The organism is Streptomyces sp. NPDC051041, assembly GCF_044456065.1.
Classification (GTDB): domain Bacteria; phylum Actinomycetota; class Actinomycetes; order Streptomycetales; family Streptomycetaceae; genus Streptomyces; species Streptomyces glaucus.
In genome coordinates, this window is record NZ_JBITFM010000001.1 from 608,211 (window position 1) to 633,624 (window position 25,414).

27 protein-coding genes, 1 tRNA gene, 1 pseudogene and 1 riboswitch are annotated in these 25,414 nt (G+C 72.0%); of the genes and pseudogenes, 13 read left to right on the top strand and 16 right to left on the bottom strand.

Annotated elements, in window-relative coordinates; genetic code table 11:
* Positions 1-130: 130 nt before the first annotated feature.
* Together ACIBAI_RS02630 and ACIBAI_RS02635 are read right to left on the bottom strand one after the other, a co-directional pair.
* The gene (locus ACIBAI_RS02630; protein WP_399030595.1) at positions 131-1,633 is read right to left on the bottom strand and encodes an MFS transporter; all 1,503 of its coding nucleotides are present in this window, start codon (positions 1,631-1,633) and stop codon (positions 131-133) included.
* 77 nt (positions 1,634-1,710) lie between these two features.
* Positions 1,711-3,057 (bottom strand): DUF445 domain-containing protein, encoded by a 1,347-nt coding sequence (locus tag ACIBAI_RS02635; protein ID WP_399030596.1) that lies wholly within the window; start codon positions 3,055-3,057, stop codon positions 1,711-1,713.
* A gap of 195 nt (positions 3,058-3,252) precedes the next feature.
* Between ACIBAI_RS02635 and ACIBAI_RS02640 the strand changes: the two genes are divergently transcribed.
* Positions 3,253-4,638 (top strand): SGNH/GDSL hydrolase family protein, encoded by a 1,386-nt coding sequence (locus ACIBAI_RS02640; protein ID WP_399030597.1) that lies wholly within the window; start codon positions 3,253-3,255, stop codon positions 4,636-4,638.
* 70 nt (positions 4,639-4,708) lie between these two features.
* Positions 4,709-5,311 (top strand): RdgB/HAM1 family non-canonical purine NTP pyrophosphatase, encoded by a 603-nt coding sequence (gene rdgB, locus ACIBAI_RS02645; protein ID WP_399030599.1) that lies wholly within the window; start codon positions 4,709-4,711, stop codon positions 5,309-5,311.
* A gap of 16 nt (positions 5,312-5,327) precedes the next feature.
* On the opposite strand, the gene ACIBAI_RS02650 is transcribed toward rdgB, so the two are convergent.
* Together ACIBAI_RS02650 and bcp are read right to left on the bottom strand one after the other, a co-directional pair.
* Positions 5,328-5,411, bottom strand: a tRNA-Leu gene (locus tag ACIBAI_RS02650).
* A gap of 39 nt (positions 5,412-5,450) precedes the next feature.
* A complete protein-coding gene (bcp, locus tag ACIBAI_RS02655) occupies positions 5,451-5,918 on the bottom strand; it encodes a thioredoxin-dependent thiol peroxidase (protein WP_399030600.1) in 468 nt (155 codons plus the stop codon).
* A 140-nt stretch (positions 5,919-6,058) separates the two neighbouring features.
* Here bcp and ACIBAI_RS02660 point away from each other — a divergent pair, with 140 nt between their 5' ends.
* From ACIBAI_RS02660 to ACIBAI_RS02670, 3 genes are all read left to right on the top strand, one after another.
* Positions 6,059-6,388 carry a DUF3618 domain-containing protein gene (locus ACIBAI_RS02660; protein ID WP_399030601.1) on the top strand — a complete coding sequence of 110 codons (330 nt, stop codon included), beginning with the start codon at positions 6,059-6,061 and terminating at the stop codon, positions 6,386-6,388.
* Positions 6,389-6,445: 57 nt separating this feature from the next.
* Positions 6,446-6,802, top strand: coding sequence for a co-chaperone GroES (locus ACIBAI_RS02665; protein ID WP_344599288.1), 357 nt, complete (start codon positions 6,446-6,448; stop codon positions 6,800-6,802).
* A 183-nt stretch (positions 6,803-6,985) separates the two neighbouring features.
* Positions 6,986-7,055: riboswitch (guanidine-III (ykkC-III) riboswitch) on the top strand.
* A gap of 36 nt (positions 7,056-7,091) precedes the next feature.
* Positions 7,092-7,412 carry a multidrug efflux SMR transporter gene (locus ACIBAI_RS02670; RefSeq protein ID WP_344599287.1) on the top strand — a complete coding sequence of 107 codons (321 nt, stop codon included), beginning with the start codon at positions 7,092-7,094 and terminating at the stop codon, positions 7,410-7,412.
* A 12-nt stretch (positions 7,413-7,424) separates the two neighbouring features.
* Here the strand turns inward: ACIBAI_RS02670 and ACIBAI_RS02675 are convergent, their stop codons facing one another.
* Positions 7,425-9,818: a transglycosylase domain-containing protein gene (locus tag ACIBAI_RS02675; protein WP_399030602.1), complete on the bottom strand. Its 2,394-nt coding sequence runs from the start codon at positions 9,816-9,818 to the stop codon at positions 7,425-7,427.
* 203 nt (positions 9,819-10,021) lie between these two features.
* On the opposite strand from ACIBAI_RS02675, the gene ACIBAI_RS02680 reads away from it, so the two are divergent.
* The 4 genes and pseudogenes from ACIBAI_RS02680 to ACIBAI_RS02695 all read left to right on the top strand — a co-directional run.
* Entirely contained in the window at positions 10,022-10,822 is an 801-nt protein-coding gene (locus ACIBAI_RS02680) for an ABC transporter permease (RefSeq protein ID WP_399030603.1), read from the top strand.
* A 103-nt stretch (positions 10,823-10,925) separates the two neighbouring features.
* On the top strand, positions 10,926-11,690 hold the full coding sequence (locus tag ACIBAI_RS02685) for an ABC transporter permease (protein WP_399030726.1): 765 nt from the start codon (positions 10,926-10,928) through the stop codon (positions 11,688-11,690).
* Between the two features lie 2 nt (positions 11,691-11,692).
* Positions 11,693-12,712 (top strand): ATP-binding cassette domain-containing protein, encoded by a 1,020-nt coding sequence (locus ACIBAI_RS02690; protein WP_399030604.1) that lies wholly within the window; start codon positions 11,693-11,695, stop codon positions 12,710-12,712.
* A gap of 27 nt (positions 12,713-12,739) precedes the next feature.
* Positions 12,740-12,865, top strand: a pseudogene (locus ACIBAI_RS02695) (DUF1707 domain-containing protein); the annotation flags it as partial.
* A 153-nt stretch (positions 12,866-13,018) separates the two neighbouring features.
* On the opposite strand, the gene ACIBAI_RS02700 reads toward ACIBAI_RS02695, so the two are convergent.
* The 3 genes from ACIBAI_RS02700 to ACIBAI_RS02710 all read right to left on the bottom strand — a co-directional run bounded on the left by ACIBAI_RS02700 (position 13,019) and on the right by ACIBAI_RS02710 (position 14,595).
* On the bottom strand, positions 13,019-13,417 hold the full coding sequence (locus tag ACIBAI_RS02700; RefSeq protein WP_399030605.1) for a hypothetical protein: 399 nt from the start codon (positions 13,415-13,417) through the stop codon (positions 13,019-13,021).
* Between the two features lie 128 nt (positions 13,418-13,545).
* Positions 13,546-14,283: a ribonuclease PH gene (gene rph / locus ACIBAI_RS02705; RefSeq protein WP_399030606.1), complete on the bottom strand. Its 738-nt coding sequence runs from the start codon at positions 14,281-14,283 to the stop codon at positions 13,546-13,548.
* Between the two features lie 78 nt (positions 14,284-14,361).
* Positions 14,362-14,595, bottom strand: coding sequence for a glucose PTS transporter subunit EIIB (locus ACIBAI_RS02710; RefSeq protein WP_399030607.1), 234 nt, complete (start codon positions 14,593-14,595; stop codon positions 14,362-14,364).
* A 181-nt stretch (positions 14,596-14,776) separates the two neighbouring features.
* Between ACIBAI_RS02710 and ACIBAI_RS02715 the strand changes: the two genes are divergently transcribed.
* The gene (locus ACIBAI_RS02715) at positions 14,777-16,063 is read left to right on the top strand and encodes a PTS transporter subunit EIIC (protein ID WP_399030608.1); all 1,287 of its coding nucleotides are present in this window, start codon (positions 14,777-14,779) and stop codon (positions 16,061-16,063) included.
* Positions 16,064-16,270: 207 nt separating this feature from the next.
* Entirely contained in the window at positions 16,271-17,536 is a 1,266-nt protein-coding gene (locus tag ACIBAI_RS02720; RefSeq protein WP_399030609.1) for a PTS transporter subunit EIIC, read from the top strand.
* 81 nt (positions 17,537-17,617) lie between these two features.
* Here the strand turns inward: ACIBAI_RS02720 and ACIBAI_RS02725 are convergent, their stop codons facing one another.
* Positions 17,618-18,370, bottom strand: a complete 753-nt coding sequence (locus ACIBAI_RS02725; RefSeq protein ID WP_399030610.1) for an MBL fold metallo-hydrolase — start codon at positions 18,368-18,370, stop codon at positions 17,618-17,620.
* A gap of 212 nt (positions 18,371-18,582) precedes the next feature.
* Here ACIBAI_RS02725 and ACIBAI_RS02730 point away from each other — a divergent pair, with 212 nt between their 5' ends.
* Positions 18,583-19,086 (top strand): type II toxin-antitoxin system PemK/MazF family toxin, encoded by a 504-nt coding sequence (locus ACIBAI_RS02730; protein ID WP_399030611.1) that lies wholly within the window; start codon positions 18,583-18,585, stop codon positions 19,084-19,086.
* A gap of 4 nt (positions 19,087-19,090) precedes the next feature.
* Here ACIBAI_RS02730 and ACIBAI_RS02735 read toward each other — a convergent pair whose 3' ends face one another.
* The 7 genes from ACIBAI_RS02735 to clpS all read right to left on the bottom strand — a co-directional run bounded on the left by ACIBAI_RS02735 (position 19,091) and on the right by clpS (position 23,878).
* Complete coding sequence (locus tag ACIBAI_RS02735) at positions 19,091-20,041, bottom strand: cysteine synthase (protein ID WP_344599276.1); 951 nt, start codon at positions 20,039-20,041, stop codon at positions 19,091-19,093.
* Positions 20,042-20,058: 17 nt separating this feature from the next.
* A complete protein-coding gene (locus ACIBAI_RS02740) occupies positions 20,059-20,337 on the bottom strand; it encodes a MoaD/ThiS family protein (RefSeq protein WP_344599275.1) in 279 nt (92 codons plus the stop codon).
* Positions 20,338-20,428: 91 nt separating this feature from the next.
* On the bottom strand, positions 20,429-20,524 hold the full coding sequence (locus tag ACIBAI_RS02745) for a putative leader peptide (RefSeq protein ID WP_344599274.1): 96 nt from the start codon (positions 20,522-20,524) through the stop codon (positions 20,429-20,431).
* A gap of 133 nt (positions 20,525-20,657) precedes the next feature.
* Complete coding sequence (locus ACIBAI_RS02750) at positions 20,658-21,080, bottom strand: Mov34/MPN/PAD-1 family protein (protein ID WP_399030613.1); 423 nt, start codon at positions 21,078-21,080, stop codon at positions 20,658-20,660.
* A 131-nt stretch (positions 21,081-21,211) separates the two neighbouring features.
* Complete coding sequence (locus ACIBAI_RS02755) at positions 21,212-22,636, bottom strand: amino acid permease (protein WP_399030615.1); 1,425 nt, start codon at positions 22,634-22,636, stop codon at positions 21,212-21,214.
* A 316-nt stretch (positions 22,637-22,952) separates the two neighbouring features.
* Entirely contained in the window at positions 22,953-23,558 is a 606-nt protein-coding gene (locus tag ACIBAI_RS02760) for a DUF2017 domain-containing protein (RefSeq protein ID WP_399030616.1), read from the bottom strand.
* Between the two features lie 11 nt (positions 23,559-23,569).
* The gene (gene clpS, locus ACIBAI_RS02765) at positions 23,570-23,878 is read right to left on the bottom strand and encodes an ATP-dependent Clp protease adapter ClpS (RefSeq protein ID WP_344599270.1); all 309 of its coding nucleotides are present in this window, start codon (positions 23,876-23,878) and stop codon (positions 23,570-23,572) included.
* 165 nt (positions 23,879-24,043) lie between these two features.
* Between clpS and ACIBAI_RS02770 the strand changes: the two genes are divergently transcribed.
* Positions 24,044-25,390 (top strand): nicotinate phosphoribosyltransferase, encoded by a 1,347-nt coding sequence (locus tag ACIBAI_RS02770; protein ID WP_399030618.1) that lies wholly within the window; start codon positions 24,044-24,046, stop codon positions 25,388-25,390.
* Positions 25,391-25,414: the final 24 nt, after the last annotated feature.

The window sequence follows — 25,414 nt, forward strand, 5'->3', positions numbered from 1 at the left end:
GCGGGGGGGGGGGGGGGGGGGGGGGGGGGGGGGGGGGGGGGGGGGGGGGGGCCCCCCCGCGGGGGGGGGGGGGGGGGGGGCCGGCGCGGGGGGGGGGGCGGGGGCCGCCCCCCCCCCCCCCGTCCGGTGCCTACGGCGTGGCCGTCCGGGACCGTCGGCCGGTCCCCTCCGTCACCGCCGACGCCGCCGCCGTCAGCGGCTTGGCGATGTCCTCCAGGGAGCGGCGCTCCGCCCGGACCGCGAGGGCCGCCGCCACCAGGCCGGCCGCGCACATCAGGGCGGCGCCGATCTGGAAGGCGAGGACCGTCTCGCCGACCACGCCGGACTCGGTCAGGCCGGCGAAGACCAGCGGGCCGCTGATGCCGCCCGCGGCGGTGCCCAGGGCGTAGAAGAAGGCGATGGACATCGCCCGCGTCTCCATCGGGAAGATCTCGGAGACGGTCAGGTAGGCGCTGCTCGCGCCCGCCGAGGCGAAGAACAGCACCGCGCACCAGCAGGCCGTCAGCGTGCCCGCGCTCAGCGAGCCCCGGTCGAACAGCCAGGCCGTGCCGAACAGCAGCAGGCCGGAGAGCAGGTACGTCGAGGAGATCATCACCCGGCGGCCCACCGTGTCGAACAGCTTGCCCAGCAGCAGCGGGCCGAAGAAGTTGCCGAGCGCGATGACGGCGAAGTAGTAGCCGGTGCTGCCGGTCGGGACGTCGTAGAACGTCGTCAGGATCGCGCCGAAGCCGAAGGTGATGGCGTTGTACAGGAACGCCTGCCCGATGAAGAGGGCGAAGCCCAGGGTCGCGCGCCGGCGGTACTTCGAGAAGACGGTGCGGGCGATCTCCCCGAAGGTGACGCTCGGGCGCTGGTGGATGGTGAGGCTGCCCTGCGCCCGCGGCAGCCGCTCGCCGCGCTCCGCCTCGATCTCCCGCTCGATGCCGGACACGATCCGCTCCGCCTCGTCGTGCCGGCCGTGGATCAGCAGCCAGCGCGGGCTCTCCGGGACGTGCCGCCGCACCAGCAGGATCACCAGGGCGAGGACCGCGCCGAGCGCGAACGTCAGCCGCCAGCCCACGTTCATCGGCAGGATCTCGGTGTTCAGCGCGACGATCGACAGCAGCGAGCCGCCGACCGCGCCCAGCCAGAAGCTGCCGTTGATCATCAGGTCGACACGGCCCCGGTACTGCGCCGGGATCAGCTCGTCGATCGCGGAGTTGATGGCCGCGTACTCACCGCCGATGCCGAAGCCCGTGAGGAACCGGAACAGGAAGAACCACCAGGTGTCGAACGAGATCGCGGTCAGGGCCGTCGCACCGAGGTAGACGGCGAGCGTGATCATGAAGAGCTTCTTGCGCCCCCATTTGTCGGTCAGGCGCCCCCAGAACAGGGCGCCCGAACAGGCCCCGGCCACGTACAGGGCGGCGGCCAGGCCGGTGACCTCGCCGGAGGTGATCGGCAGACCGCTGCCGGGCTCCGACAGACGGCCGGCGATGTTGCCCACGACCGTGACTTCGAGGCCGTCGAGGATCCACACGGTGCCCAGGCCGATGACGATCGACCAGTGCCAGCGCGACCACGGGAGGCGGTCCAGGCGGGCTGGAATGTCGGAGGTGATGGTGCGGCCGGTCCCGGCCTCTGCGATGGTCATGGGCTCCCTCCTCATCGAGCGGACCGCCAGACCGTGTGCCCCGCCCCGGCCGGTTCACTCGCCCGAGGCAACCGCCCCTACGCCCCCAGCACCCGCGACACCGTGTAGATCAGCAGCCCCGCCAGCGACCCCACCACCGTGCCGTTGATCCGGATGAACTGCAGGTCACGGCCGATGTGCGCCTCGATCTTCCGCGTGGTGTGCTCGGCGTCCCAGCCCGCCACCGTGTCGGTGATCAGCGAGGTGATCTCCTTGCGGTAGGTGGTCACCACGTACACCGCGGCGCCCTCCACCCAGGTGTCGACCTTGCCCTGCACCTTCGCGTCGCCCGCCATCCGCGCCCCCAGCGACAGCAGCGACGCCCGCACCCGCAGCCGCAGCTCGCTGCGCTCGTCCTCCGCCGCCGAGACGATCATGGACCGTACGGCGGTCCACGCCGAGGCGATCAGGTCCTGCACCTCGCCCCGGCCCAGCACCTCGGTCTTCAGCCGCTCCACCCGCGCCCGGGTGTCGGTGTCGGACTGCAGATCGGCGGCGAAGTCGGTGAGGAACCGGTCCAGGGCGCCGCGCGCCGGATGGGAGGGCATGTCCCGCATCTCGGCCGTGAAGCGCAGCAACTCCTTGTAGACCCGCTCGCCCACCTTCCGGTCCACGAACTTCGGCGTCCAGCCGGGCGCCCCGCCCTGCACGGCGTCCATCACGTCGTCGACGTGCAGCACCAGCCAGTCGTGCGCGCGGGAGACGACCAGGTCGACCAGGCGCCGGTGGGCGCCGTCGGCGACGACCTTCTCCAGCATCTTGCCGAGGCCCGGCGCGACCTCCTGCACGCTCGCCCGCCGCGTGATCGCCTCCCCCACCACCGCCTGCACGTCCGAGTCGCGCAGCACCGTCAGCGCGCCCCTGAGCGCCGTCGACAGCTCCGCCGTGACCCGGTCGGCGTGGTCCGGCACCGCCAGCCACGCGCCCAGCCGGCCGCCGATGCCGACCACCCGCAGCCGCTGCCGCACGACGTCCTCGGACAGGAAGTTCTCCCCCACGAACTCGCCCAGGGAGACACCGAGCTGGTCCTTCTTGGTCGGGATGATCGCCGTGTGCGGGATGGGCAGGCCGAGCGGGTGCCGGAAGAGCGCGGTGACCGCGAACCAGTCCGCGAGCGCGCCGACCATGCCCGCCTCGGCCGCCGCGGCGACATAGCCCGCCCAGGCGCCCGCTCCGGAGTTCTGCGCCCACTCGGCCAGGACGTACACCAGCGCCACGAACAGCAGCAGACCGGTCGCGGTCAGCTTCATCCGGCGCACCCCGCGCCGCTTCTCCTCGTCCGCCGGACTGAAGGTCGTCATCGCACGGTTCACGGCGGCGCCGGGGCGGACAGGGCGTCCCCCCGGCCCGACGGCACCGGTCTCTCCCGCTTTCGTCCGTTCCATCCGCTCCACCCGCTCGGTGATCCCGCACACATTGTCCCTTCCCGGCCTGCTCCCGGAACGGAACAGGAGTTCCCCGCGTCTGTCCGGACGGGGGAACGCGCGGGGGTCCTGTCAACTTCCCCCCTGCCCATGACGCATCATGGGCTCATCGGATCGGAGCCTCGGGCTCCCATCTCCCGAGGAGAACAACACAGCATGACCCGGGGTCGTGACGGGCGTGTGGGGCTCGCCGCCGAGCGGCGGAAGCCGGTGGTCCCCACCCAGCACCGTGCCCTGCTCGCCGCGATCATCGCCGCGATCGTGGCTCTTTCCACCGCCATCTACGTCTCCGTCGCCACCGGCGACGGCACCGCCGGCGACACCCCCGTCAGGGGGAGAGCCCCGCACAACTCCGCCGCCCCCGCCTCCACCGGCACCTGGGTCGGCACCTGGACCACCTCCCCGGCCGCGGCCGAACCCGGCACCGAGACCGCCGGTATGGCCGGCCGCTCCGTACGCAACGTCGTGCACACGAGCGTCGGAGGTACGAGTGCCCGCATCACGCTCTCCAATCTCTACGGCCAGTCCCCGCTGACCGTCACCCACGCCTCCCTCGCGCTCGCCGCCGGCACCGGCACCGCCGCCGCGGCCGACGGCACCATGCGGCGGCTGACCTTCGGCGGCGACCCCACCGTCGTCATCCCGTCCGGCGGGCAGGTGACGAGCGACGCCGTCCGCCTCACCGTCCCGCACGACAGCGACGTCCTGGTCACCACCTACTCCCCCACCCCCTCCGGCCCCGTCACCTACCACCCCCACGCCCGGCAGACCTCCTACCTCGCCGAGGGCGACCACACCGAGGACGTCACCGCCGCCGCCTACACCGAGCGGACCCCCTACTGGCGCTACCTCACCGCGCTCGACGTCCTGAGCAACGAGTCCGACGGCACCGTCGTCGTCATCGGCGACTCCCTCACCGACGGCATCACCTCCACCGAGAACGCCAACCGCCGCTGGCCCGACGTCCTCGCCGACCGGCTGCGCACCGCCGTCGCGACCGGCCGGGACGTGCCCCGCTACAGCGTCGTCAACCAGGGCATCAGCGGCAACCGGATCCTCACCGACGGCCTCGGCCGCCCCGCCGACAACCCCAGCGGGCTGCACCGGTTCGGCCGCGACGTCCTCGGCCGCCCCAACGTCAGGGCCGTCGTCATCGTCCTCGGCGTCAACGACATCCTGCGCAACCCGCAGCTCGCCGACCCCGACCGGATCCTCGACGGCCTGCGCGCCATGACCGACCAGGCCCACGCCCGCGGTCTCAAGGTCGTCGGCGCCACCCTCATGCCCTTCGGCGGCCACCGCGGCTACACCCCGCAGCGCGAGACCGTACGGCAGCGGATCAACGCCGAGATCCGCGCCGGCCGCGTCTTCGACGCCGTCGTCGACTTCGACCGGGCCCTGCGCGACCCGTACGACCCGCGCAGGCTGCGCGCCGACTACGACTCCGGCGACCACCTCCACCCCAGCGACAAGGGCTACGCGCGGATGGCCGAGGTGTTCGACCTGGCCGACCTGAAGGGCTCGGCACCGGCCGAGCTGTAGCCGGGGCGGGGCCGGAGCGGCCCGGGGCCGCGAGGTCGCGCGGTCATGGGGTCCCGGAATACTGGACCCCATGACCCGCTTGATCCTCGCCACCCGCAACGCCGGAAAGATCACCGAGCTGAGGGCCATCCTCACCGAGGCCGGCCTGCCGCACGAACTCGTCGGGGCGGACGCCTACCCCGACGTCCCCGACGTGAAGGAGACCGGCGTCACCTTCGCCGAGAACGCGCTCCTGAAGGCCCACGCCCTGGCCAGGGCCACGGGTCTGCCGGCCGTCGCCGACGACTCGGGCCTGTGCGTCGACGTCATGAACGGCGCCCCCGGCATCTTCTCCGCCCGCTGGGCCGGCCGCCACGGCGACGACAAGGCCAACCTGGACCTCCTCCTCGCCCAGCTCGCGGACATCGCCGACGAACACCGGGGAGCCCACTTCGCGTGCGCGGCGGCCCTGGCCCTGCCCGACGGCACGGAGCGGGTGGTGGAGGGCCGGCTGCGCGGAGTCCTGCGCCGGGAACCGGCCGGCACCGGCGGCTTCGGCTACGACCCGGTCCTCCAGCCGGAGGGCGAGAGCCGCACCTGCGCGGAACTGACCCCCGAGGAGAAGAACGCGATCAGCCACCGGGGGAAGGCGTTCCGGGCGCTGGTGCCGGTGGTGCGGGAGCTGATCGGCTGACGAGCCGGGCGTTCGGTGCGGCCGGAGGGACTCGAACCCTCACGGGAGTTACCCCACTGGGACCTAAACCCAGCGTGACTGCCAATTCCACCACGGCCGCTTGTCGTCGCCCGGCCATGTTACTGGCCGGGCGGCGTCCTCAGAGGCCCAGATCCTTGATGATCTTGGCGACGTGGCCGGTGGCCTTGACGTTGTACAGGGCCCGCTCCACCTTGCCCTCCTCGTCGACGATCACCGTGGAGCGGATGACGCCGACGACCGTCTTGCCGTACAGCTTCTTCTCGCCGTATGCGCCGTAGGCCTCCAGCACCTTCTTGTCGGGGTCGGCGAGGAGGGTGACCCGCAGGGACTCCTGGTCGCGGAACTTCGCGAGCTTCTCCGGCTTGTCCGGGGAGACGCCGATCACGTCGTAGCCGGCGCCGGCCAGCAGCTCCAGGTTGTCGGTGAAGTCGCAGGCCTGCTTGGTGCAGCCGGGGGTCAGGGCCGCCGGGTAGAAGTAGACGATGACCTTGCGGCCCCTGTGGTCGGCCAGGGACACCTCGGTGCCGTCGGCGTCGGGCAGGGTGAAGGCGGGGGCCACGTCCCCGGGCGTAAGGCGCTCGGCCATCGGTCCTTGACTCCTCGTACGTGCGTGCTGGCGGGAAAGGCGTGCCGGTCCGAGCCTAACCGGGGGGTCCTGGCCGTGCGGACCGGCGCGGAGCTGCCAGACTGTCCGGAACAGCATCAGCCAACTTCGGAGGCCGTACGGTGGCGGACACGTCGGACACCAGAACCCCGGCGCAGATCGAGGCGGACATCAGGCGCCGCCGCGAGGTGCTGGCCGAGACGCTCGACGAGATCGGGGTGCGGGTGCATCCCAGAACGATCGTGGGCGACGCGAAGGCCAAGGCCGTGTCCCACGTCGATCACACGCTGGGACGGGCCTACGTCCAGGTCAACCGCGTGGTGAGCGATGTGAAGGCACAGCTCGTCGACGAGAAGGGCGCGCCCCGGCTGGAGCGGGTCGTGCCGGTCGCGCTGGTCGTGGTCGGGATCGTGGGGCTGCTCGCCCTGGGCACCCGGCGGCGCAAGGGCTGAGCACAAGGGCCCACCCACCCGCGTACGGATGCGTCGAAGGCAGGTAGGTTCGAAGGCGTGAGCGCCAACAGAAACGAGCACAGTCCCCATCACGACAAGCTGCCCATCCGGATGCTGCACGACCGGGTACTCGTGCGGCAGGACACCAACGAGGGCGAGCGGCGTTCCGGGGGCGGCATCCTGATTCCCGCCACGGCGGCGGTCGGCCGTCGGCTGGCCTGGGCCGAGGTGGTCGCGGTGGGACAGAACGTACGGACCGTCGAGCCGGGCGACCGGGTCCTGTTCGACCCGGAGGACCGGGCCGAGGTCGAGGTGCGGGGCATCGCCTACGTGCTCATGCGCGAGCGTGACCTGCACGCCGTGGCCGCGGACCGGTTCGAGGGGGCGGAGGACTCCACCGGCCTGTACCTGTAGGCCGGCCGCCGGACCGTACCCGTCGGCCCCGCCGCCGGTTCGCCTCCGCGGGCCGGCGGCCGGTCCGTGTCCGTGGACCGGTGTCCGGTCCGGCTTCCGTGGGCCGGTCGACGGTCCGTAGCTCTGCACCTGGTAATCGACGGCTCAAGGGGCCGGTGACCGTGGTCACCGGCCCCTTCTTTCGTTTCTCTGCTAGGTTCGAAGGAGCCCGACGAGACGCGCCGTACCGGGATGCAGGCAAAGACGACGCATTCGCTGTCAGTGGTTCGACGTCTCGGAGGTGCTTGTCGTGGCCTGGGTGCTGCTCGTCGTCGCCGGCCTGCTGGAGGTCGGCTGGTCGGTCGGCATGAAGTACACGGACGGTTTCACCCGCCCCCTGCCCAGCGTGCTCACCGGAGCCGGCATCGTCACCAGCATGCTGCTGCTGTCGTACGCCGCCCGGACCCTGCCCATCGGCACGGCGTACGGCGTGTGGGTGGGCATCGGGGCGGCCGGGGCGGCGGTCCTCGGCATGGTGGTGCTGGGGGAGCCGGTGACCGCCGCCCGGATCTTCTTCATCTGTCTGCTGCTGGTCGCCGTGGTGGGGCTGAAGGCGACCAGCGGTCACTGAGGCGTCACCGGGTCACTGCCGGCGGGAGGCGTTCTGCGCGCCGGTGCCGGCGGTCGTGCCGGTCGTGCCGCCGGTGCCGGTGGCGCCGCCCTCGGGCGGGGTGCCGCCGGTCGCCGTGTCGCCGGTGGTGCCGCCGTCGGCCGTGCCGCCGGTGTCGGCGGCGCCGCCCTCGGGCGGGGTGCCGCCGGTCGCCGTGTCGCCGGTGGTGCCGCCGTCGGCCGTGCCGGGGGTGTCGCCGCCGCTCTGGTCCGGGGTCCGGTCCGGGGTCTCACCGCCGGTGGCGGCGCCGGTGTCCCCGCCCGTCGCGGCGCCGTCCTCGGCCGGGTCCTCCGTGCCCGGGGTGCCGGACGGTTCGGCGGCGGGGGCCTGCGGCTGGTCGGCGCCCGCCTGGATCTGCAGGTCGAAGTCGGTGACCGGCTCGCCCTCCAGCGCGTCCCTGGTGAACTGGGCCCAGATCTCGGCGGGGGCGCCGCCGCCGTTGACGCGGGCCAGGCCCATCGCGCCGTACAGCGACTTGTGCTCGGCGGTGACGGGGTCCTGGCCCATGACGGCGACGACGGTGGCCAGGTCGGGGGTGTAGCCCGCGAACCAGGCCGCCCGGTCCTCCTCCGCGGTGCCGGTCTTGCCCGCGGCGGGGCGGCCGGCGGCCTGGGCGGCGGTGGCGGTGCCGTTCTGGACGACGCTGCGCAGGACGGAGGTGGTGGTGTCGGCGGCCTGGCGGCTGACGGCCTGGCGTTCCTTCCGGTCGGGCAGGGGGATCTCCTGCCTGCCGTCCTTGGTGATCTTCTCGACGAGGGTGTAGGTGCCGTGTTCGCCGTGGTTGGCGAGGGTGGCGTACGCCTCGGCCATGTCGAGGACGCTGGCGGTCGCCGTGCCCAGCGCGATGGACGGGCTCGGGTACATGTTGGGGGTGTCGGCGGGCAGGCCGAGGTCGACCGCGGTCTGCTTGACCTTGTCGGAGCCGACGTCGACGGCCATCTGCGCGTAGACGGCGTTCACGGACTTGTCGGTGGCCTCGCGGACGGTGATGCCGCCGTAGGAGTGCTGGTCCTCGTTCTCGGGGGCGTAGTAGCCGCCGCTCCAGCCCTGGACGGGCCGCTTGTTGGTGCCGTCGTAGACGGTGTTCGGGGTGATCGGGCGGCCGTCCTGGGTGCGGGAGCCGTTCTCGACGGCCGCGGTGAACACGAACGGCTTGAAGGTGGAGCCGACCTGGAAGTCGCGGCGGGTGGCGTTGGGGGTGTACTGCTTGACGTAGTCGATGCCGTTGTACATCGCGACGACCTTGCCGGTCTCCGGGTCGACGGAGGCGCCGCCCGCGCGGACGTAGGTATCGACCTCGCGGTCCTTGTCGAGCTTGGACATCAGGTTGTCGTCGACGGCCTTGACGAAGGCGTCCTGCTTGTCCTTCTGCAGGGTGGTGGTGATGCGGTAGCCGCCCGCGTCGAGGGACTCCTGGTCGACGATCTTGTTCTCGACCAGGTAGTCCGTGACGATCTGGACGATGTAGCCGCGCTGTCCGGACAGGCCGGTGGAGACGGTGGTCTCCTTCGGCATGGGGAACTCCATGCCCTCGCGCTCGGAGGCGCTGAGCCAGCCCTTCTCGACCATGCCGTCCAGGACGTAGTTCCAGCGGCTCTTGGCGGCGCCCGTGTTCTCGGGGTGGGCGACGACGTCGTACTGGCTGGGCGCGTTCACCAGCGCGGCGAGGTAGGCGCCGCGGGCCGCGTCGAGGTCGGCGGCGTCCACGCCGTAGTAGGCCTGGGCGGCGGCCTGGATGCCGTAGGCGTTGCGGCCGAAGTAGCTGGTGTTGAGGTAGCCCTCCAGGATCTCGTCCTTGGTCTTCTCCCGGTCGAGCTTGATCGCGATGAAGAACTCCTTCAGCTTGCGGGTCAGGGTCTGCTCCTGGCCCAGGTAGTAGTTCTTCACGTACTGCTGGGTGATGGTCGAGCCGGACTGCTTGCCCTTGCCGGTGGCGGTGTTCCAGGCGGCGCGGACCATCGCCTTGGGGTCGACGGCGGACTCGGTGTAGAAGTCGCGGTCCTCGGCGGCCAGCACGGCGTGCTGGGCGTCCTTGGAGATCTGGGCCAGGCCGACGCTCTCGCGGTTGACCTCGCCGTCGCGGGCGAGCTGGCTCCCGTCGGCGTACAGGAAGACGTTGCTCTGCTTGGTGGCGAGCGCGTTGGCGGGCGGGATCTTCACCATCGAGTAGCCGAGGAAGAGGCCGCCGGCCAGCAGCAGAAGGCCGACGACGCAGATGGTCAACATCATGCGCCAGGTCGGGACCAGCCGGCGCCAGCCGGTCCGCTTCGGCCGCTCGGGCTTCGCGCCCCCCTCGTCCTGAGCCGCCTGTGGCTCTCCCGGTGCCCAGCCCTCGTTCGGCTGCTGCGGCTGCGGCTCGTCGCTCATGTCGTGCACGGACTCCTGTTGTTGCGTCGTACGTTCGTTTCCGTACGGCCTCGTACGCCATCCGGCCCCCAGATGAAGACTCTCGCACCGGCCGTTCCGTTCCCGGTCACCGGCACACCCGGGAAAAAATCCGTGGGCCGGCCGCTCGTCCGCCCACTAGGCTTCTGCGCTTCGGTGCCGGGCGGACGAGGAGGGCTGTGGGTGTGGGCTCGGGACGGTTGTACACGACCGTCGCGGCGGGGGGCTTCCGACGGTACGCGACCTACCGCGCGGCCACGGCGGCCGGGGTGTTCACCAACACCGTCTTCGGGCTGATCCTGGTGTACACCTACCTGGCGCTGTGGGAGGAGAAGCCGCACCTCGGGGGGTACGACCAGGCGCAGGCGGTGACGTACGTGTGGCTCGGGCAGTGCCTGTTCGCGACGCTCGCCGTCCAGGGCGGCGGCGTCGAGAAGGAGCTGATGGCCCGCATCCGCACGGGGGAGATCGCGGTCGACCTGTACCGGCCGGCCGACCTGCAGCTGTGGTGGCTGGCGAGCGATCTGGGGCGGGCGCTGTTCCAGCTGCTGGGCCGCGGGGTGGTCCCGTTCGCGTTCGGGGCGCTGTTCTTCCCGACGGCGCTGCCCGCCGACGTCCTCACCTGGGCGGCGTTCGCGCTCGCGCTCGCGCTGGCGATGGTGGTCAGCTTCGCGATCCGCTATCTGGCGGCGCTGAGCGTGTTCTGGCTGCTGGACGGCACGGGCGTCTCGCAGGCCCTGATGGTCACGGGGGTCTTCTGCTCCGGCATGACGCTGCCGCTGAACGCCTTCCCGGGCGCGCTCGGCGACGTCGTCCGGGCGCTGCCGTGGGCGGCGCAGCTGCAGGTGCCGGCGGACGTGCTGATGGGCGAGACCGGTCCGTCGGCGGCGTACGCCTTCCAGGCGGGCTGGGCGGTGGTGCTGCTGGCGGCGGGCCGGCTGGTGCAGGCGGCGGCGACGCGGCGGGTGGTGGTGCAGGGTGGGTGAGGTGTCCGGTGCGGGCGGGTTCCCGCGGCTCGCGGGGGTGTCCGGGCCGGGCGTGCTCCGCCGGGTGGGCGAGGGCGTGCGGGCCTACCGGCTGATCGCCGGGATGTGGATCCGGTCCACCCTGGCCTACCGCGCCTCGTTCGCGCTCACGGTGTTCGGGAACCTGCTGGTGACCGGCCTGGACTTCGTCGCGATCCTGCTGATGTTCTCGCAGGTGGACTCGCTCGGCGGCTGGTCGCTGCCCGAGGTGGCCCTGCTGTACGGGCTGTCCGCGACGGCGTTCGGGACCGCCGACCTGGTGATCGGCTCGATGGACGCGCTGGGCGTCCGGATCCGCGACGGCTCCTTCGACACCCTGCTGGTGCGGCCCGCCCCGGTGCTCGCCCAGGTCGCCGCGGACCGCTTCGCGCTGCGCCGCCTGGGCCGGATCACCCAGGGCTCGCTGGTGCTGGGCTGGGCGCTGACGGCGGTCGACGTCGACTGGAGCGGGCCGAAGGCGCTGCTGGTGCCGGTGATGCTGGCCGGCGGGGCGGCGATCTTCGGCGCGGTGTTCGTGGCGGGCGCGTCCTTCCAGTTCGTGGCGCAGGACGCGGCGGAGGTGCAGAACGCGTTCACCTACGGCGGGACGACGCTGCTGCAGTACCCGCCGAGCGTGTTCGGGCGGGACCTGGTGCGCGGGGTGACGTTCCTGGTGCCGCTGTCCTTCGTGAACTGGCTGCCGGCGAGTTTCCTGCTGGGGCGGCCCCTGCCGCTCGGGCTGCCCTGGTGGGCGGCGTTCGGCACGCCGCTGGTCGCGGCGGTGTGCTGGGTGCCGGCCGGGCTGGCCTGGCGGGCGGGGCTGCGGTCGTATCGGAGTACGGGGAGTTAGCGGTGGACGGTGCGCTGATCGAGCTGGACCGCGTCGAGAAGGTCTTCGACGTGCGGAAGAGGACCGGGTTCCTGCGGCGGGAGCGGCGGCGGGTGCGGGCGGTGGACGGGATCTCCTTCACCGTGGCGCGCGGCGAGATGGTCGGCTACATCGGGCCGAACGGCGCGGGCAAGTCGACGACGATCAAGATGCTGACGGGCATCCTGACGCCCAGCGGCGGCCGGCTGCGGGTGGCCGGGATCGACCCGTCCCGGGACCGGGTCCGGCTCGCGCACCGCATCGGGGTGGTGTTCGGGCAGCGGACGACGCTGTGGTGGGACCTGCCGCTGATCGACTCCTACCGGCTGGCGCACCGCATGTACCGCATCCCCGACGCCCGGTACCGGGAGAACCTCGACCGGTGCGTGGAGTTGCTGGAACTGGACGCCCTGCTGGACGTGCCGGTGCGGCAGCTGTCGCTGGGGCAGCGGATGCGCGGCGACATCGCGGCGGCCCTGCTGCACGACCCGGAGGTGCTGTACCTCGACGAGCCGACGATCGGCCTGGACGTGGTCTCCAAGACCAGGGTGCGCGGATTCCTGCGGGAGCTGAACGCCGAGCGTGGCACGACGGTGCTGCTGACCACGCACGACCTGCAGGACATCGAGCAGTTGTGCTCGCGGGTGATGGTCATCGACCACGGGCGGCTGATGTACGACGGCCCGCCGGCCGGGCTGCACGAGGCCGGGGAGAGCGAACGCGTCCTGGTGGTGGACCTGGAGCGGGAGTTCCCGCCGGTCGAGGTGCCCGCGCCGGCCCGGGTGGTGCGGGTGGCGGGGCCCCGGCAGTGGCTGGCGTTCCCGGCGTCCCAGTCGGCGGCGCCGCTGGTGGCGCGGATCGCGGCGGCGTACCCGCTGGTGGACCTGTCGGTGCGGGAGCCGGACATCGAGGCGGTGATCGCCCGGATGTACGCCGGGCAGTCCCCGGGCGGCGCGGGCGTGGTGCCGGGCGCCCGGAGTTCACCGGCCGCCGTCCAGGAGTGAACAGGCCCCGAGCCCCGCGCGTCCGACGCCGCCCCCGAGCGGGTCGCCGGGATCCCGCGGGACGCCCTCGCGGAGGGCCGGCTCGGCACGGCCGGGTTCGGGGAGCGGCTGGAGACCGCGCACCGGGCGCGGACGTACGGTGAGCCGGCGCCGATCACCCGGGATCCGCCGGCCGGCGCGGCGCCCGGGGCGCGGTCCGCGGGGACGGGTGCGGCGGGATGCCCGGGGGCCGTCGCGGCCCGCCGCGGGAGCGTCCCGGAAGGCGCCGGGAGGACCGGTGAGCGCGCCGCCCCGGCCCTGGCGGGGTTACGGCGTGCAGACCTTCGTCAGTTCGCCCGCCGCGTCCGTGACGGGGCCGATGTCGGGGGTCTCGTCGCCGTTCTCGACCGCCGTGCGGACGTTGCCGACGGCCTTGCCGAGGTCGTCGACCGCCTTGTCGACGTCGGCGTTGTCGGTCTGGTCGCCGATCTTGTCGAGGTTCTTCTCGATGGAGTTCAGGGACTCCTGAAGCTGTGTCGGGTCGTTGGAGGCGTTCTCCACCGCCTGCTGGAGTTCGGTGACGCTGTCGGCGATGGCGTCGGCGGTCTGGACGCAGTCCAGCGCCTTGTCGACGGCGTCGCAGCCGGCGGTCAGTCCGGCGGTCAGCGCGACGGCCGCCAGGGTGGCGGCGACGGCTGCGGTGCGGCGTCGGCGGCTCGCGGCCATGGAAACGGTCCTCCCTCGATCGGGCCGGTGGCCGGGCGCACGGGGGCGAGCCCGCGCGCCCGTACCTGTAGGGACGCGGCGGGCGGCGTCGCGGTTGCCCGCGCCGGCCACCCGGCTCGGCGCGTCCTTTACTCTTCCACACCGGTGTCGAGCGCCGCGCGCTGCGCCGCCGCCAGTTCGGCGCACCCGGCGACCGCGAGGTCCAGCAGGGCGTTCAGCTCCTCGCGGGCGAACGGCTCGGCCTCGGCGGTGCCCTGGACCTCGACGAAGCGGCCGTCGCCGGTGCAGACGACGTTCATGTCGGTCTCGGCGCGCACGTCCTCCTCGTAGCACAGGTCCAGCAGCGGGACGCCGCCGACGATGCCGACGGAGACCGCGCTGACCGTGCCGGTGAGCGGCTTGCGGCCGGGCCGGATCAGCTTCCTGGCCTGGCCCCAGGCGACCGCGTCGGCGAGCGCGACGTACGCGCCGGTGATGGCCGCGGTGCGGGTGCCGCCGTCGGCCTGGAGGACGTCGCAGTCGAGGACGATGGTGTTCTCGCCGAGCGCCTTGTAGTCGATGACGGCCCGCAGGGAGCGGCCGATGAGGCGGCTGATCTCGTGGGTGCGGCCGCCGATCCGGCCCTTGACGGACTCGCGGTCGCCGCGGGTGTTGGTGGCGCGGGGCAGCATGGCGTACTCCGCGGTGACCCAGCCCTCGCCGCTGCCCTTGCGCCAGCGGGGGACGCCCTCGGTGACGGAGGCGGTGCACAGGACCTTGGTGTCGCCGAAGGAGACGAGGACGGAGCCCTCGGCGTGCTTGCTCCAGCCGCGTTCGATGGTGACGGGGCGGAGCTGTTGGGGGGTGCGGCCGTCGATTCGTGACATGCGGGTGAGCCTAGCCGTACCTGCGCAAGGGGCCCCTTCCGTGTCCGGAAGGGGCCCCGCCCGGCGGGAAGGCCGGGTTCACATCATGTCTTCGATCTCCGCCGCGATCGGGTCGGCGTCCGTGCCGATGACGACCTGGACGGCGGTGCCCATCTTCACGACGCCGTGCGCGCCGGCGGCCTTCAGGGCGGCCTCGTCGACCTTGCCGGGGTCCACGACCTCGGTCCGCAGCCGGGTGATGCAGCCCTCGACCTCTTCGATGTTGTCGATGCCGCCGAGCCCGGCAACGATCTTCTCAGCCTTGCTGGCCATGTTCCTTCTCCCTGATCAGAACCGCTTTGTCGCAGTAACCCACAGTTGGCCCAACTTTGCGAGCGGTCATGCCGTACGCCCCGGATGATGACGTTCACGACAAGGCGACCACCGTCCGCGGACTGGTCTACACCACCCTGCGGACGGTCGCCAAACCCGCCGGCCGGCAGAGGGGACCCGGATGAGCGCCGACCCTGCGGTGAGCCCCGCCCGGGCCCGCTGGAGCAGCCTGTTCCAGGGGCTGCAGAAGATGGGCCGCAGTCTGCAGCTGCCCATCGCGGTCCTGCCGGCCGCGGGCATCCTCAACCGGCTCGGCCAGCCGGACGTGTTCGGGGACGAGGGGCTGGGGTGGACGGGCGTCTCCAAGGTGGCGGCGGGCGCGGGCGGCGCGCTGCTCGACGGGGCGCTGGGGCTGCCGCTGCTGTTCTGCGTGGGCGTCGCGATCGGCATGGCGAGGAAGGCGGACGGTTCGACGGCGCTGGCGGCGCTGACGGGCTTCCTCGTCTACCACAGCGTGCTGCGCCAGTTCCCCGAGGACTGCCCGGCCGGCGCGCGGGCGGTCGCGACCGGCTGCCGGGCGGCGGACGGAACGGTGTCCGCCTTCACCTACCAGAACCCCGGGGTCTTCGGCGGCATCGTCCTGGGCCTGCTGGCGGCCTTCCTCTGGCAGCGCCTGCACCGCACGCGGCTGGTGGACTGGCTGGGCTTCTTCAACGGCCGGCGGCTCGTGCCGATCGTCATGGCGTTCGCGGCGATCGTCTTCGCCGCGCTGTGCCTGTGGGTCTGGCCGCCGGTCGGGGACGCGCTGGAGGGCTTCGGGGACTGGATGAGCGGCCTGGGCGCCTGGGGCGCGGGCGTCTTCGGCGTCGCGAACCGGGCGCTGCTGGTGGTGGGCCTGCACCAGTTCCTGAACGTGCCCCTGTGGTTCCAGTTCGGCAGCTACACCAGGCCCGACGGCACGGTGGTGCACGGCGACGTCAACATGTTCCTGGCGGGCGACCCGGAGGCGGGCCAGTTCACCTCGGGCTTCTTCCCGATCATGATGTTCGCGCTGCCGGCCGCCGCCCTCGCGATCACGCACTGCGCGCGGCCCGCGCGCCGCAAGGAGGTCGGCGGGCTGATGCTGTCGGTGGCGCTCACCTCGTTCGTCACCGGCATCACGGAACCGATCGAGTACTCCTTCCTTTTCGTCGCGCCGCCGCTGTACGCGCTGCACGCGCTGCTGACGGGGGTGTCGATGGCGGTGACGTGGGGGCTCGGCGTGCACGACGGCTTCAGCTTCTCGGCGGGCCTGATCGACTACGTCATCAACTGGAACCTGGCGACCAGGCCGTGGCTGATCGTCCCGATCGGCCTGTGTTTCGCGGCCGTCTACTACGCGGTCTTCCGCTTCGCGATCCTCCGGTTCGACCTGCGGACCCCGGGGCGGGAACCGGAGGGGGAGACCGAGGACGTGACCAAGGCCTGACCCCGGCCGGAGGGAGGGCCGCGGCCGCCGGAATCCGGCGGGCCGGTCCCGGTCGTCGCGGGTTCCTCATCCGCCCCTCAGCGTGCTACAACAGGTCTACACCACCAGGTGGTGTAGACCAGAGACACCGCCGTCCCCCTCCTTTGTGCCCGGGCGGCGCCATGCCCTCCCCCAGCCTGCGGCCGGGGGTATTCCCAGGAGGAAGTTGTGACCACGGCCAGCGCCGCTCCCGCGGCCGGAGACAAGAAGGGCGCCGGTGCGATGGCTGTTCTGCAGCGCATCGGCCGCAGCCTGATGCTGCCGGTGGCGGTGCTGCCCGCCGCCGCTCTCCTGGTCCGCCTCGGCAACACCGACATGCTGGGGCGCGAGTCGTTCCCCGCCTTCGTCACGAGGATCGCGGGCTTCATGGCGGCCGGCGGCAACGCGATCCTGGACAACATGGCGCTGCTGTTCGCCGTGGGCATCGCGATCGGCTTCGCCAAGAAGTCGGACGGCTCGACGGCGCTGGCCGCCGTGGTCGGCTACCTCGTCTTCAAGAACGTGCTCGCCACGTTCACCGACAAGAACCTGCCCGAGGTGGCCACGGTCGTCGACGGCAAGGTCGTCATGGTCGAGGCGCCGGTGGACGCCAAGGTGCTCGGCGGCGTGGTGATGGGTCTCGTCGTCGCCCTGCTGTACCAGCGCTTCTACCGCACCAAGCTGCCCGACTGGGCGGGCTTCTTCGGCGGCCGCCGCCTGGTGCCGATCCTGTCCGCCTTCGCGGGCCTGGTCATCGGCATCGTCTTCGGCTACGTCTGGCCGGTGCTCGGCACCGCCCTGCACAACCTCGGCGAGTGGCTGGTCGGTTCGGGCGCCGTGGGCGCCGGCATCTTCGGTGTCGCCAACCGCGCGCTGATCCCGGTCGGCATGCACCACCTGCTGAACTCCTTCCCGTGGCTGCAGGCCGGCGAGTACGAGGGCAAGAGCGGCGACATCGCCCGGTTCCTGGCGGGCGACCCGACCGCCGGCCAGTTCATGACCGGCTTCTTCCCGATCATGATGTTCGCGCTGCCGGCCGCCTGCCTGGCGATCGTGCACTGCGCCCGGCCCGAGCGCCGCAAGGTCGTCGGCGGCATGATGTTCTCCCTCGCGCTCACCTCGTTCGTCACGGGTGTCACCGAGCCGATCGAGTTCACCTTCATGTTCATCGCCCCGGTGCTGTACGCCGTCCACGCGGTGCTCACCGGTGTCTCGATGGCGCTGACCTGGGCGCTGGGCATGAAGGACGGCTTCGGCTTCTCGGCCGGCGCAATCGACTTCCTCCTCAACCTGGGCATCGCGACCAACCCGTGGGGCCTGGCCCTGGTGGGGCTGTGCTTCGCGGCGGTGTACTACGTCGTCTTCCGCTTCGCCATCACGAAGTTCGACCTGCCGACGCCGGGCCGCGAGTCCGACGAGGAACTCGCGGACCTGCAGAAGGCCGAGGCGAAGTAGCAGCCGGCCGCGCGCGACGAAGGGCCCCGGAGCCGTGACGGCTCCGGGGCCCTTCGTCGCGTCCGCGCCGGGCCTCGCGGGTCAGATCTCGTACGTCGCCCCCGGCGCCGCCAGCTCCACCGGACCGTCGTAGGCCGCGCGGGCGTCGGCGAGGTTGACGCGGGGATCGGTCCACGGGGGGATGTGGGTGAGGACCAGGCGCCGGGCGCCGGCGCGGCTGGCCGTCTCGCCCGCCTCGCGGCCGTTGAGGTGCAGGTCGGGGATGTCCTCCTTGCCGTACGTGAAGGCGGCCTCGCACAGGAACAGGTCGGCGCCCCGGGCGAGGTCGTCGAGCGCCTCGCTGACGCCCGTGTCGCCGGAGTACGTCAGCGCCTTCCCGTCGTGCTCGATCCGGATGCCGTAGGCCTCCACGGGGTGGGCCACCCGCTCGGTGTGCACGGTGAACGGGCCGATCTCGAAGGTGGACGGCTTGACCGTGTGGAAGTCGAAGACCTCGCTCATGGACGAGGCGGTGGGGGTGTCGGCGTAGGCGGTGGTCAGCCGGTGTTCCGTGCCCTCGGGGCCGTAGACGGGGAGCGGGGCGCAGCGGCCGCCGTCGTGCCGGTAGTAGCGCGCCACGAAGTACGCGCACATGTCGATGCAGTGGTCGGCGTGCAGATGGCTGAGGAAGATCGCGTCGAGGTCGTAGAGACCGCAGTGGCGCTGCAGCTCGCCCAGGGCGCCGTTGCCCATGTCGAGGAGCAGCCGGAAGCCGTCGGCCTCGACGAGGTAGCTCGAACAGGCCGATTCCGCGGACGGGAACGACCCCGAGCAGCCGACGACGGTGAGCTTCATGGAGCAGAAACCTCCGCAGGCGGAAAAGTCGGTGAGGGGCGTCGGGGGTCGTGCGGTCCGTCGAGCGTAAGGCGCGAAACCTCCGGTCGCTCCTCCGCCAGGGGCCGTTGTGGGCGAACTCACCTGCGCTGTCACCGGTTCGGCTGGATGTGGGGCGCACGAGGCCGATGAGAGGGCGCGCGGGGGTGGCGTACGCCGGTAACGTCGTCAGTATGGACACGTCCTGGTGGCTCGCGCTCGCCGCGGTGATTCTGCTCGCGCTGGTCGCCACGCTGGTGGACGGCTGGGGACGGCGGCCGGCGGACCGCGGGCGGCCGCCGGGGCGGCCGCCGGGGCCGCGGGAGCGGACGGCGCGGCCGCAGCCGGCGGAGATCTGGTGGGCGAGCGTGCCGTTCGAGGACCGGACGGCGTCCGGGGGCGCCCCGCGGAGCGTGCCCGGCGGGGCGGCACGGGACGACGGGCCGGCGAAGGTCCGGCCGTGCCTGGTGCTGGCTGTGCACGGCAGGCGGGCGACCGTCGTGAGGATCACCAGCAAGTACCGGGACGGGCGGTCCGGGGTGATCCCGCTGCCGCCGGGCTCGGTCGGGGACGCCCACGGCCGGGCCAGCTTCCTGGAGACGGACGAGCTGCGGGACGTCTCGGTGTGGGACTTCCGGCGGCGGGTGGGCGTGGTGGACCCGGCCCTGTGGGACCAGGTCCGTCACCTCGCCACGTAGGGCGTCACGCCCAGAGCTGGCCCTGGAGGGTCTCGATGGCCTCCTCGGTCGTGGCGGCCGTGTAGACGCCCGTCGAGAGGTACTTCCAGCCGCCGTCGGCCACGATGAACACGATGTCCGCGCTCTCGCCGGCCTTCAGCGCCTTGCGGCCGACGCCGATCGCGGCGTGCAGGGCGGCGCCGGTGGAGACGCCCGCGAAGATGCCCTCCTGCTGGAGGAGTTCACGGGTGCGGGTGACCGCGTCGGCGGAGCCGACGGAGAAGCGGGTGGTGAGCACGGAGGCGTCGTACAGCTCCGGCACGAAGCCCTCGTCGAGGTTGCGCAGGCCGTACACCAGGTCGTCGTAGCGCGGCTCGGCGGCGACGATCCGCACGTCCGGCTTGTGCTCGCGCAGGTAGCGGCCGACGCCCATCAGGGTGCCGGTGGTGCCGAGTCCGGCCACGAAGTGGGTGATCGAGGGCAGGTCCGCCAGGATCTCCGGGCCCGTCGTCGCGTAGTGCGCGCCGGCGTTGTCGGGGTTGCCGTACTGGTAGAGCATCACCCAGTCCGGGTGCTCGGCCGCCAGCTCCTTGGCGACCCGCACGGCGGTGTTGGAGCCGCCCGCGGCCGGGGAGGAGATGATCTCCGCGCCCCACATGCCGAGCAGGTCCCGGCGCTCCTGGGAGGTGTTCTCCGGCATCACGCACACCATGCGGTAGCCCTTGAGCTTGGCCGCCATGGCCAGCGAGATGCCGGTGTTGCCGGAGGTGGGCTCCAGGATGGTGCAGCCCGGGGTCAGCCGGCCGTCCTTCTCCGCCTGCTCGATCATGTGCAGGGCCGGGCGGTCCTTGACCGAGCCGGTCGGGTTGCGGTCCTCCAGCTTGGCCCAGATGCGGACGTCGGCGGACGGCGACAGCCGCGGCAGGCGCACCAGGGGGGTGTTGCCCACCGCGGCCAGCGGAGAGTCGTAGCGCATCGCGGATCAGCAGCCCGTCAGGCCATGCCGCCGGCCACGGCCGGCAGGATCGTGACGTTGTCCCCGTCGGAGACCTTGGTGTCGATGCCGTCGAGGAAGCGCACGTCCTCGTCGTTGAGGTAGACGTTGACGAAGCGGCGCAGCTGGCCGCCGTCCACGATGCGGGCCTGGATGCCCGCGTGCCGGGTCTCGAGGTCGGCGAAGAGCTCGGCAAGGGTGTTCCCGGTGCCCTCCACCGCCTTCTGGCCGTCGGTGTACTGGCGGAGGATGGTCGGGATGCGGACCTCGATGGCCATGGCTCAGGGCTCCTGTCGGAAGGTGTCTTAGGTTCGTAAGGCGCGCGGCGGCCCGCCGCGCGGCCTCAGGGCCGTGCGGCGGCGGGGAAGTTCAACAGAGGGCGCTGTTCAGCCTGCACAGGTCGACGTGCAGCCGCGCCACGAGCAGCGTGCCCGGCGCCTTGTCGCTCACGTCGAGAAGAACCATGCGGTCATCGTATCGATTCCCGGTCCGCCCCCCGGAATGTGATCCCACATTTCGGACGGAATTCATCCACGGTACGAGATCGGGGGTGCGGGAGCGGGGGATGCGGAGCCGGGGCGCGGGGCCGGGGGCGGGGTCAGTACGCCTCCACCACCTGGACCTCCTCCTCGGTGACCTCCCCGTCCACGATCCGGAACGAGCGGAACTGGAACTCCCCCAGCCCGTCGGTGTCGGCGGTGGAGACGAGGACGTAGTGCGCGCCCGGCTCGTTCGCGTAGGAGATGTCGGTGCGCGACGGGTAGGCCTCGGTCGCCGTGTGGGAGTGGTAGATGACCACCGGCTCCTCGTCGCGGTCGTCCATCTCGCGGTACAGCTTGAGCAGGTCCTGCGAGTCGAACTCGTAGAAGGTGGGCGAGCGGGCGGCGTTCAGCATCGGGACGAAGCGCTCGGGCCGGCCCGACCCGGCGGGGCCCGCCACCACGCCGCACGCCTCGTCGGGGTGGTCCTCGCGCGCGTGGGCGACGATCTGGTCGTACAGGGCCTGGGTGATGGTCAGCATGTCGGCCAGGATAAGCAGAGGGGCCTTCGCGTACCGAGGGGTGGTACGCGAAGGCCCGTATGCCGGACGTCCCGAGCGGCGGGCGCCCCGGCGCGGTGCGCGGGCTCCGGGCGCCCGGACGTCCCCGTGGGTCAGACGACCTTCTCCGGCTCCGGGTCGCGGCGCTCGGTGACCGCCGGGTTGCGGCTCTTGAGGACCGCCCAGCCGATGCCCAGCGCGACGGCCCAGCCGGCCATCACGTACAGGCAGACGCGGGAGTCGGCGTCGTAGGCGATCAGGCCGGTGACGAAGAGCAGGAACGCGATGGCGACGTAGGAGAACACCGCGCCGCCCGGCGCCGGGAAGGAGGAGGCGGGCAGCCGGCCCGCCTCCACCGCGCGGCGGTACAGGACGTGGCTGATCAGGATCATCAGCCAGGTCCAGATGCCGGCCGCGGTGGCGACGGAGGTGACGTAGCCGAACGCCTTCTCCGGGACGATGTAGTTCAGGATCACGCCGATGCCCATGAACAGCACCGAGACGGTGATGCCGAAGGCGGGGGTCCTGGTCGCCGAGAGCCGGGTGAAGGCGCGCGGGGCCTCGCCGTTGTCCGCGAGGGTGCGCAGCATGCGGCCGGTGGAGTACATGCCGGAGTTGCAGGACGACAGGGCCGCGGTCAGCACGACGAAGTTGACGATGCCCGCGCCGGCCGGGATGCCGATCACCGCGAAGGCCTTCACGAACGGGCTGACGCCGGCCGCGAACTCGGTCCACTTCACCACGCACAGGATGACGGTGAGGGCGCCGACGTAGAACAGCGCGATGCGCCACGGCAGGGTGTTGATCGCCTTCGGGAGGGTCTTCTCCGGGTTCTCCGACTCGCCGGCCGTGACGCCGACCAGCTCGACGGCGAGGTAGGCGAACATCACGCCCTGCAGGGTCATCAGGGACGAGCCGATGCCCTTGGGGAAGAAGCCGTCGAAGGCCCACAGGTTGGAGACGGCCGCGGTGTCGCCCGCCGCGCTGAAGCCGAAGGTGAGCACGCCCAGGCCGATGACGATCATGCCGATGAGGGCGGTGACCTTGACCATCGAGAACCAGAACTCGATCTCGCCGAACAGCTTCACCGAGATCAGGTTGGCCACGAACAGCACGACCAGGAACACCAGGGCCGTGACCCACTGCGGGACGGCCGGGAACCAGTAGTTGACGTAGATCGCGGCGGCGGTGAGTTCCGCCATGCCGGTGACGACCCACATCAGCCAGTACGTCCAGCCGGTGAAGTAGCCGAAGAACGGGCCGAGGAACTCGCGCGAGTACTCGGCGAAGGAGCCCGAGACCGGGCGGTAGAGCAGGAGCTCGCCGAGCGCCCGCATGATGAAGAAGATGATCAGGCCGGCCAGGGCGTACATGAGGATCAGGCTGGGACCGGCCTTGGCGATGTTCGCCCCGGCGCCCAGGAAGAGGCCGACGCCGATGGCGCCGCCGATCGCGATCATCTGCACCTGGCGGCTGCCGAGCCCGCGCTCGTACCCCTCCTCGGGGGCGTTCTCGTTGTCGACCCGCGCTGAGGTCATGTGTGGTGCGCCTTTCTCCATGCCGACCCGGACCTCTCGTCGGCCTCGGATCGGGTCTCGATCCCCCCGGATTGCTGGAGCGTGCCCGGCCGGCGATCCGCCGACCACGTGGCGCACCCGACGAGACATGGGTGGTGTTCGCCGGGCGGTCGTGAAGATTTACCACGACCGCAACACTGATCACCGATGCTCCGTGTGGCGCACAGCACAGGAAAGAGGGGGCAAAGGGGATGGGGCGCCGCAGATCAGGCCGGTGCGGTAACGGGATCGTTATGCGGATTTGAGCGTTCCCTGAGCGGACGCCGAACTCCCGCGATCACGGCATGAGGGTGCCGACCAACGTCTCCTGGAGTCCGCCCAGCCACAGGTAGGCCATCACCATCGGCTTGCGCGGGTCCTCGTCGGGGAGGCGGAAGAGGAAGTCGGTGTCCTCCTCGTCGGCGATCTCCAGCCGGGCGCCGATCGCCAGGCGCAGGTCGTTCAGCGCGCCCAGCCACTTCCTGGACTCCTCCGCCGACAGCTGGAGCACCGCCCCGCCCTCGCCCGCCGACGCCAGCTCGTCCAGGGAGCGGATCACCGCGAGGGCGTTGTCCCGCTTGCCCGCGCGCAGGTCGTTCTCGGTGTAGCGGCGGAACTCGGCGGAGTACGCCCGCCGTTCCTCCGCCTCCCGCGGCGAGGCGGGCGCCCGCCCGGGGTCGCCGTAGGCGTCCGGGAACAGGCGTCTGAGCACCGGGTCGGCGGGCGGCTCGCTGGGGCCGTCGGCGAACAGCTCGGCGAGCGGGTCGCCCTGCGCGTCCTCGGCGGGGCCGGGGCCGATGAGCTCCAGGAGCTGCACGGCCAGCGACCGGATGATGGAGATCTCGACGGCGTCGAGGGCGACGGCCGCGCCGCCGCCGGGGAGCGGTTCGAATTGTCCTGGCATGAAGGAGGTCGCTACTTCCGGTCCTGCTGGAGGGTGGCCCACAGGCCGTAGCCGTGCATGGCCTGCACATCCCGTTCCATCTCCTCGCGGGTTCCGCTGGAGACGACCGCCCGGCCCTTGTGGTGGACGTCGAGCATGAGCTTGGTGGCCTTGTCCTTGGAGTAGCCGAAGTAGGTCTGGAAGACGTACGTCACATAGCTCATGAGGTTGACGGGGTCGTTGTGGACGATCGTCACCCAGGGGACATCGGGCTCCGGTACGGCGGATACCTCCTCCGCCGACTCGGTCTTCTCGATCTCGATGGGTGCGGCTGCCGTCACAAGGCCATGCTGCCATCACCGGGGGGTACTCGCACAAACGGACCCGGAAATCGTCAGATTGACGAAATAGGGGTACCATCCGTGGTCGTGCTGCACCTGCCGGGGGACGGTCCCCGGACCCCCGGCCGACCGGGGTGCCCTGCGAGACATAGCGAGGAAGCGGAAGTGGGCGTTGCGGACCTTGGGCTGCCGGTGGACGTTCCCTCGACGGCGCTCTTCACGGACCAGTACGAGCTGACGATGCTGCAGGCCGCCCTGCGGGCGGGCACGGCGGAGCGGCGGAGCGTGTTCGAGGTCTTCACCCGGCGGCTGCCCGACGGACGCCGCTACGGCGTCGTGGCGGGCACCGGCCGGGTGCTGGACGCGGTGGAGAACTTCCGCTTCGACGCGGGCGTCCTGGGCTTCCTGCGCGAGCGCGCCATCGTCGACGAGGAGACCCTCTCCTGGCTCGCGGACTACCGCTTCGGCGGCGACATCTGGGGCTATCCGGAGGGCGAGGTGTACTTCCCGGGCTCGCCGATCATGCGGGTCGAGGGGTCCTTCGCCGAGTGCGTGCTGCTGGAGACGGTGATCCTGTCCATCCTCAACCACGACTCGGCGATCGCGGCGGCCGCCTCCCGCATGTCCTCCGCCGCCGGCGACCGCCCGCTGATCGAGATGGGCGCCCGCCGCACCCACGAACTGGCCGCGGTGGCCGCCTCCCGCGCCGCGTACGTCGGCGGCTTCTCCTCCACCTCCGACCTGGCCGCGGGCTTCCGCTACAACATCCCCACCGTCGGCACCTCCGCCCACGCCTTCACCCTGCTGCACGACAGCGAGCGGGACGCCTTCCGGGCCCAGGTGGACACCCTCGGCCGGGGCACGACGCTGCTGGTGGACACCTACGACGTCGCCGAGGCGGTCCGTACGGCCGTGGAGGTCGCCGGGCCGGAGCTGGGCGCGGTGCGCATCGACTCCGGCGACCTGCTGCTGGTCGCGCACCGGGTGCGGCAGCAGCTGGACGAGCTGGGCGCCCGGGACACGAAGATCATCGTGACCTCGGACCTGGACGAGTACGCGATCGCCTCGCTGGCGGCGGCGCCCGTGGACGCGTACGGCGTCGGCACCCAGCTGGTGACCGGCTCCGGCCATCCGACCAGCTCGATGGTGTACAAGCTGGTCGCCCGCGCCGAGTCCGCCGACCCCGGCGCGCCGCTGGTGCCGGTGGCCAAGAAGTCCACCGGCGGCAAGGCCTCCGTCGGCGGCCGCAAGTGGGCCGCGCGCCGCCTGGACGCCGACGGCGTCGCCGAGGCCGAGGTGATCGGGACCGGACCGGTGCCGGCCGCGCTGGCGGACCGGCAGCTGCTGGTCGAACTGGTCAAGGGCGGCGAGGTCGTCGCACGGGAGTCCCTGGACGTCGCACGGGCGCGGCACGCCGCCGCACGCGCGAATCTGCCGCTGTCCGCCACCCAGCTCTCACGCGGGGAACCCGTCCTTCCGACGGAGTACGTCCAGGGTCGCCCGGGTAACTAGAGCGGGTGCCCGCACACGCCCCGC

What these genes read in the sequence shown, in the direction of transcription:
- ACIBAI_RS02630 (WP_399030595.1), bottom strand. Translation starts at nt 1,633, where the DNA reads ATGACCATCGCAGAGGCCGGGACCGGCCGCACCATCACCTCCGACATT.
- ACIBAI_RS02635 (WP_399030596.1), bottom strand. Translation starts at nt 3,057, where the DNA reads ATGGAACGGACGAAAGCGGGAGAGACCGGTGCCGTCGGGCCGGGGGGA.
- ACIBAI_RS02640 (WP_399030597.1), top strand. Translation starts at nt 3,253, where the DNA reads ATGACCCGGGGTCGTGACGGGCGTGTGGGGCTCGCCGCCGAGCGGCGG.
- rdgB (WP_399030599.1), top strand. Translation starts at nt 4,709, where the DNA reads ATGACCCGCTTGATCCTCGCCACCCGCAACGCCGGAAAGATCACCGAG.
- bcp (WP_399030600.1), bottom strand. Translation starts at nt 5,918, where the DNA reads ATGGCCGAGCGCCTTACGCCCGGGGACGTGGCCCCCGCCTTCACCCTG.
- ACIBAI_RS02675 (WP_399030602.1), bottom strand. Translation starts at nt 9,818, where the DNA reads ATGAGCGACGAGCCGCAGCCGCAGCAGCCGAACGAGGGCTGGGCACCG.
- ACIBAI_RS02685 (WP_399030726.1), top strand. Translation starts at nt 10,926, where the DNA reads ATGTGGATCCGGTCCACCCTGGCCTACCGCGCCTCGTTCGCGCTCACG.
- ACIBAI_RS02700 (WP_399030605.1), bottom strand. Translation starts at nt 13,417, where the DNA reads ATGGCCGCGAGCCGCCGACGCCGCACCGCAGCCGTCGCCGCCACCCTG.
- rph (WP_399030606.1), bottom strand. Translation starts at nt 14,283, where the DNA reads ATGTCACGAATCGACGGCCGCACCCCCCAACAGCTCCGCCCCGTCACC.
- ACIBAI_RS02710 (WP_399030607.1), bottom strand. Translation starts at nt 14,595, where the DNA reads ATGGCCAGCAAGGCTGAGAAGATCGTTGCCGGGCTCGGCGGCATCGAC.
- ACIBAI_RS02715 (WP_399030608.1), top strand. Translation starts at nt 14,777, where the DNA reads ATGAGCGCCGACCCTGCGGTGAGCCCCGCCCGGGCCCGCTGGAGCAGC.
- ACIBAI_RS02725 (WP_399030610.1), bottom strand. Translation starts at nt 18,370, where the DNA reads ATGAAGCTCACCGTCGTCGGCTGCTCGGGGTCGTTCCCGTCCGCGGAA.
- ACIBAI_RS02730 (WP_399030611.1), top strand. Translation starts at nt 18,583, where the DNA reads ATGGACACGTCCTGGTGGCTCGCGCTCGCCGCGGTGATTCTGCTCGCG.
- ACIBAI_RS02735 (WP_344599276.1), bottom strand. Translation starts at nt 20,041, where the DNA reads ATGCGCTACGACTCTCCGCTGGCCGCGGTGGGCAACACCCCCCTGGTG.
- ACIBAI_RS02740 (WP_344599275.1), bottom strand. Translation starts at nt 20,337, where the DNA reads ATGGCCATCGAGGTCCGCATCCCGACCATCCTCCGCCAGTACACCGAC.
- ACIBAI_RS02745 (WP_344599274.1), bottom strand. Translation starts at nt 20,524, where the DNA reads ATGGTTCTTCTCGACGTGAGCGACAAGGCGCCGGGCACGCTGCTCGTG.
- ACIBAI_RS02750 (WP_399030613.1), bottom strand. Translation starts at nt 21,080, where the DNA reads ATGCTGACCATCACCCAGGCCCTGTACGACCAGATCGTCGCCCACGCG.
- ACIBAI_RS02755 (WP_399030615.1), bottom strand. Translation starts at nt 22,636, where the DNA reads ATGACCTCAGCGCGGGTCGACAACGAGAACGCCCCCGAGGAGGGGTAC.
- ACIBAI_RS02760 (WP_399030616.1), bottom strand. Translation starts at nt 23,558, where the DNA reads ATGCCAGGACAATTCGAACCGCTCCCCGGCGGCGGCGCGGCCGTCGCC.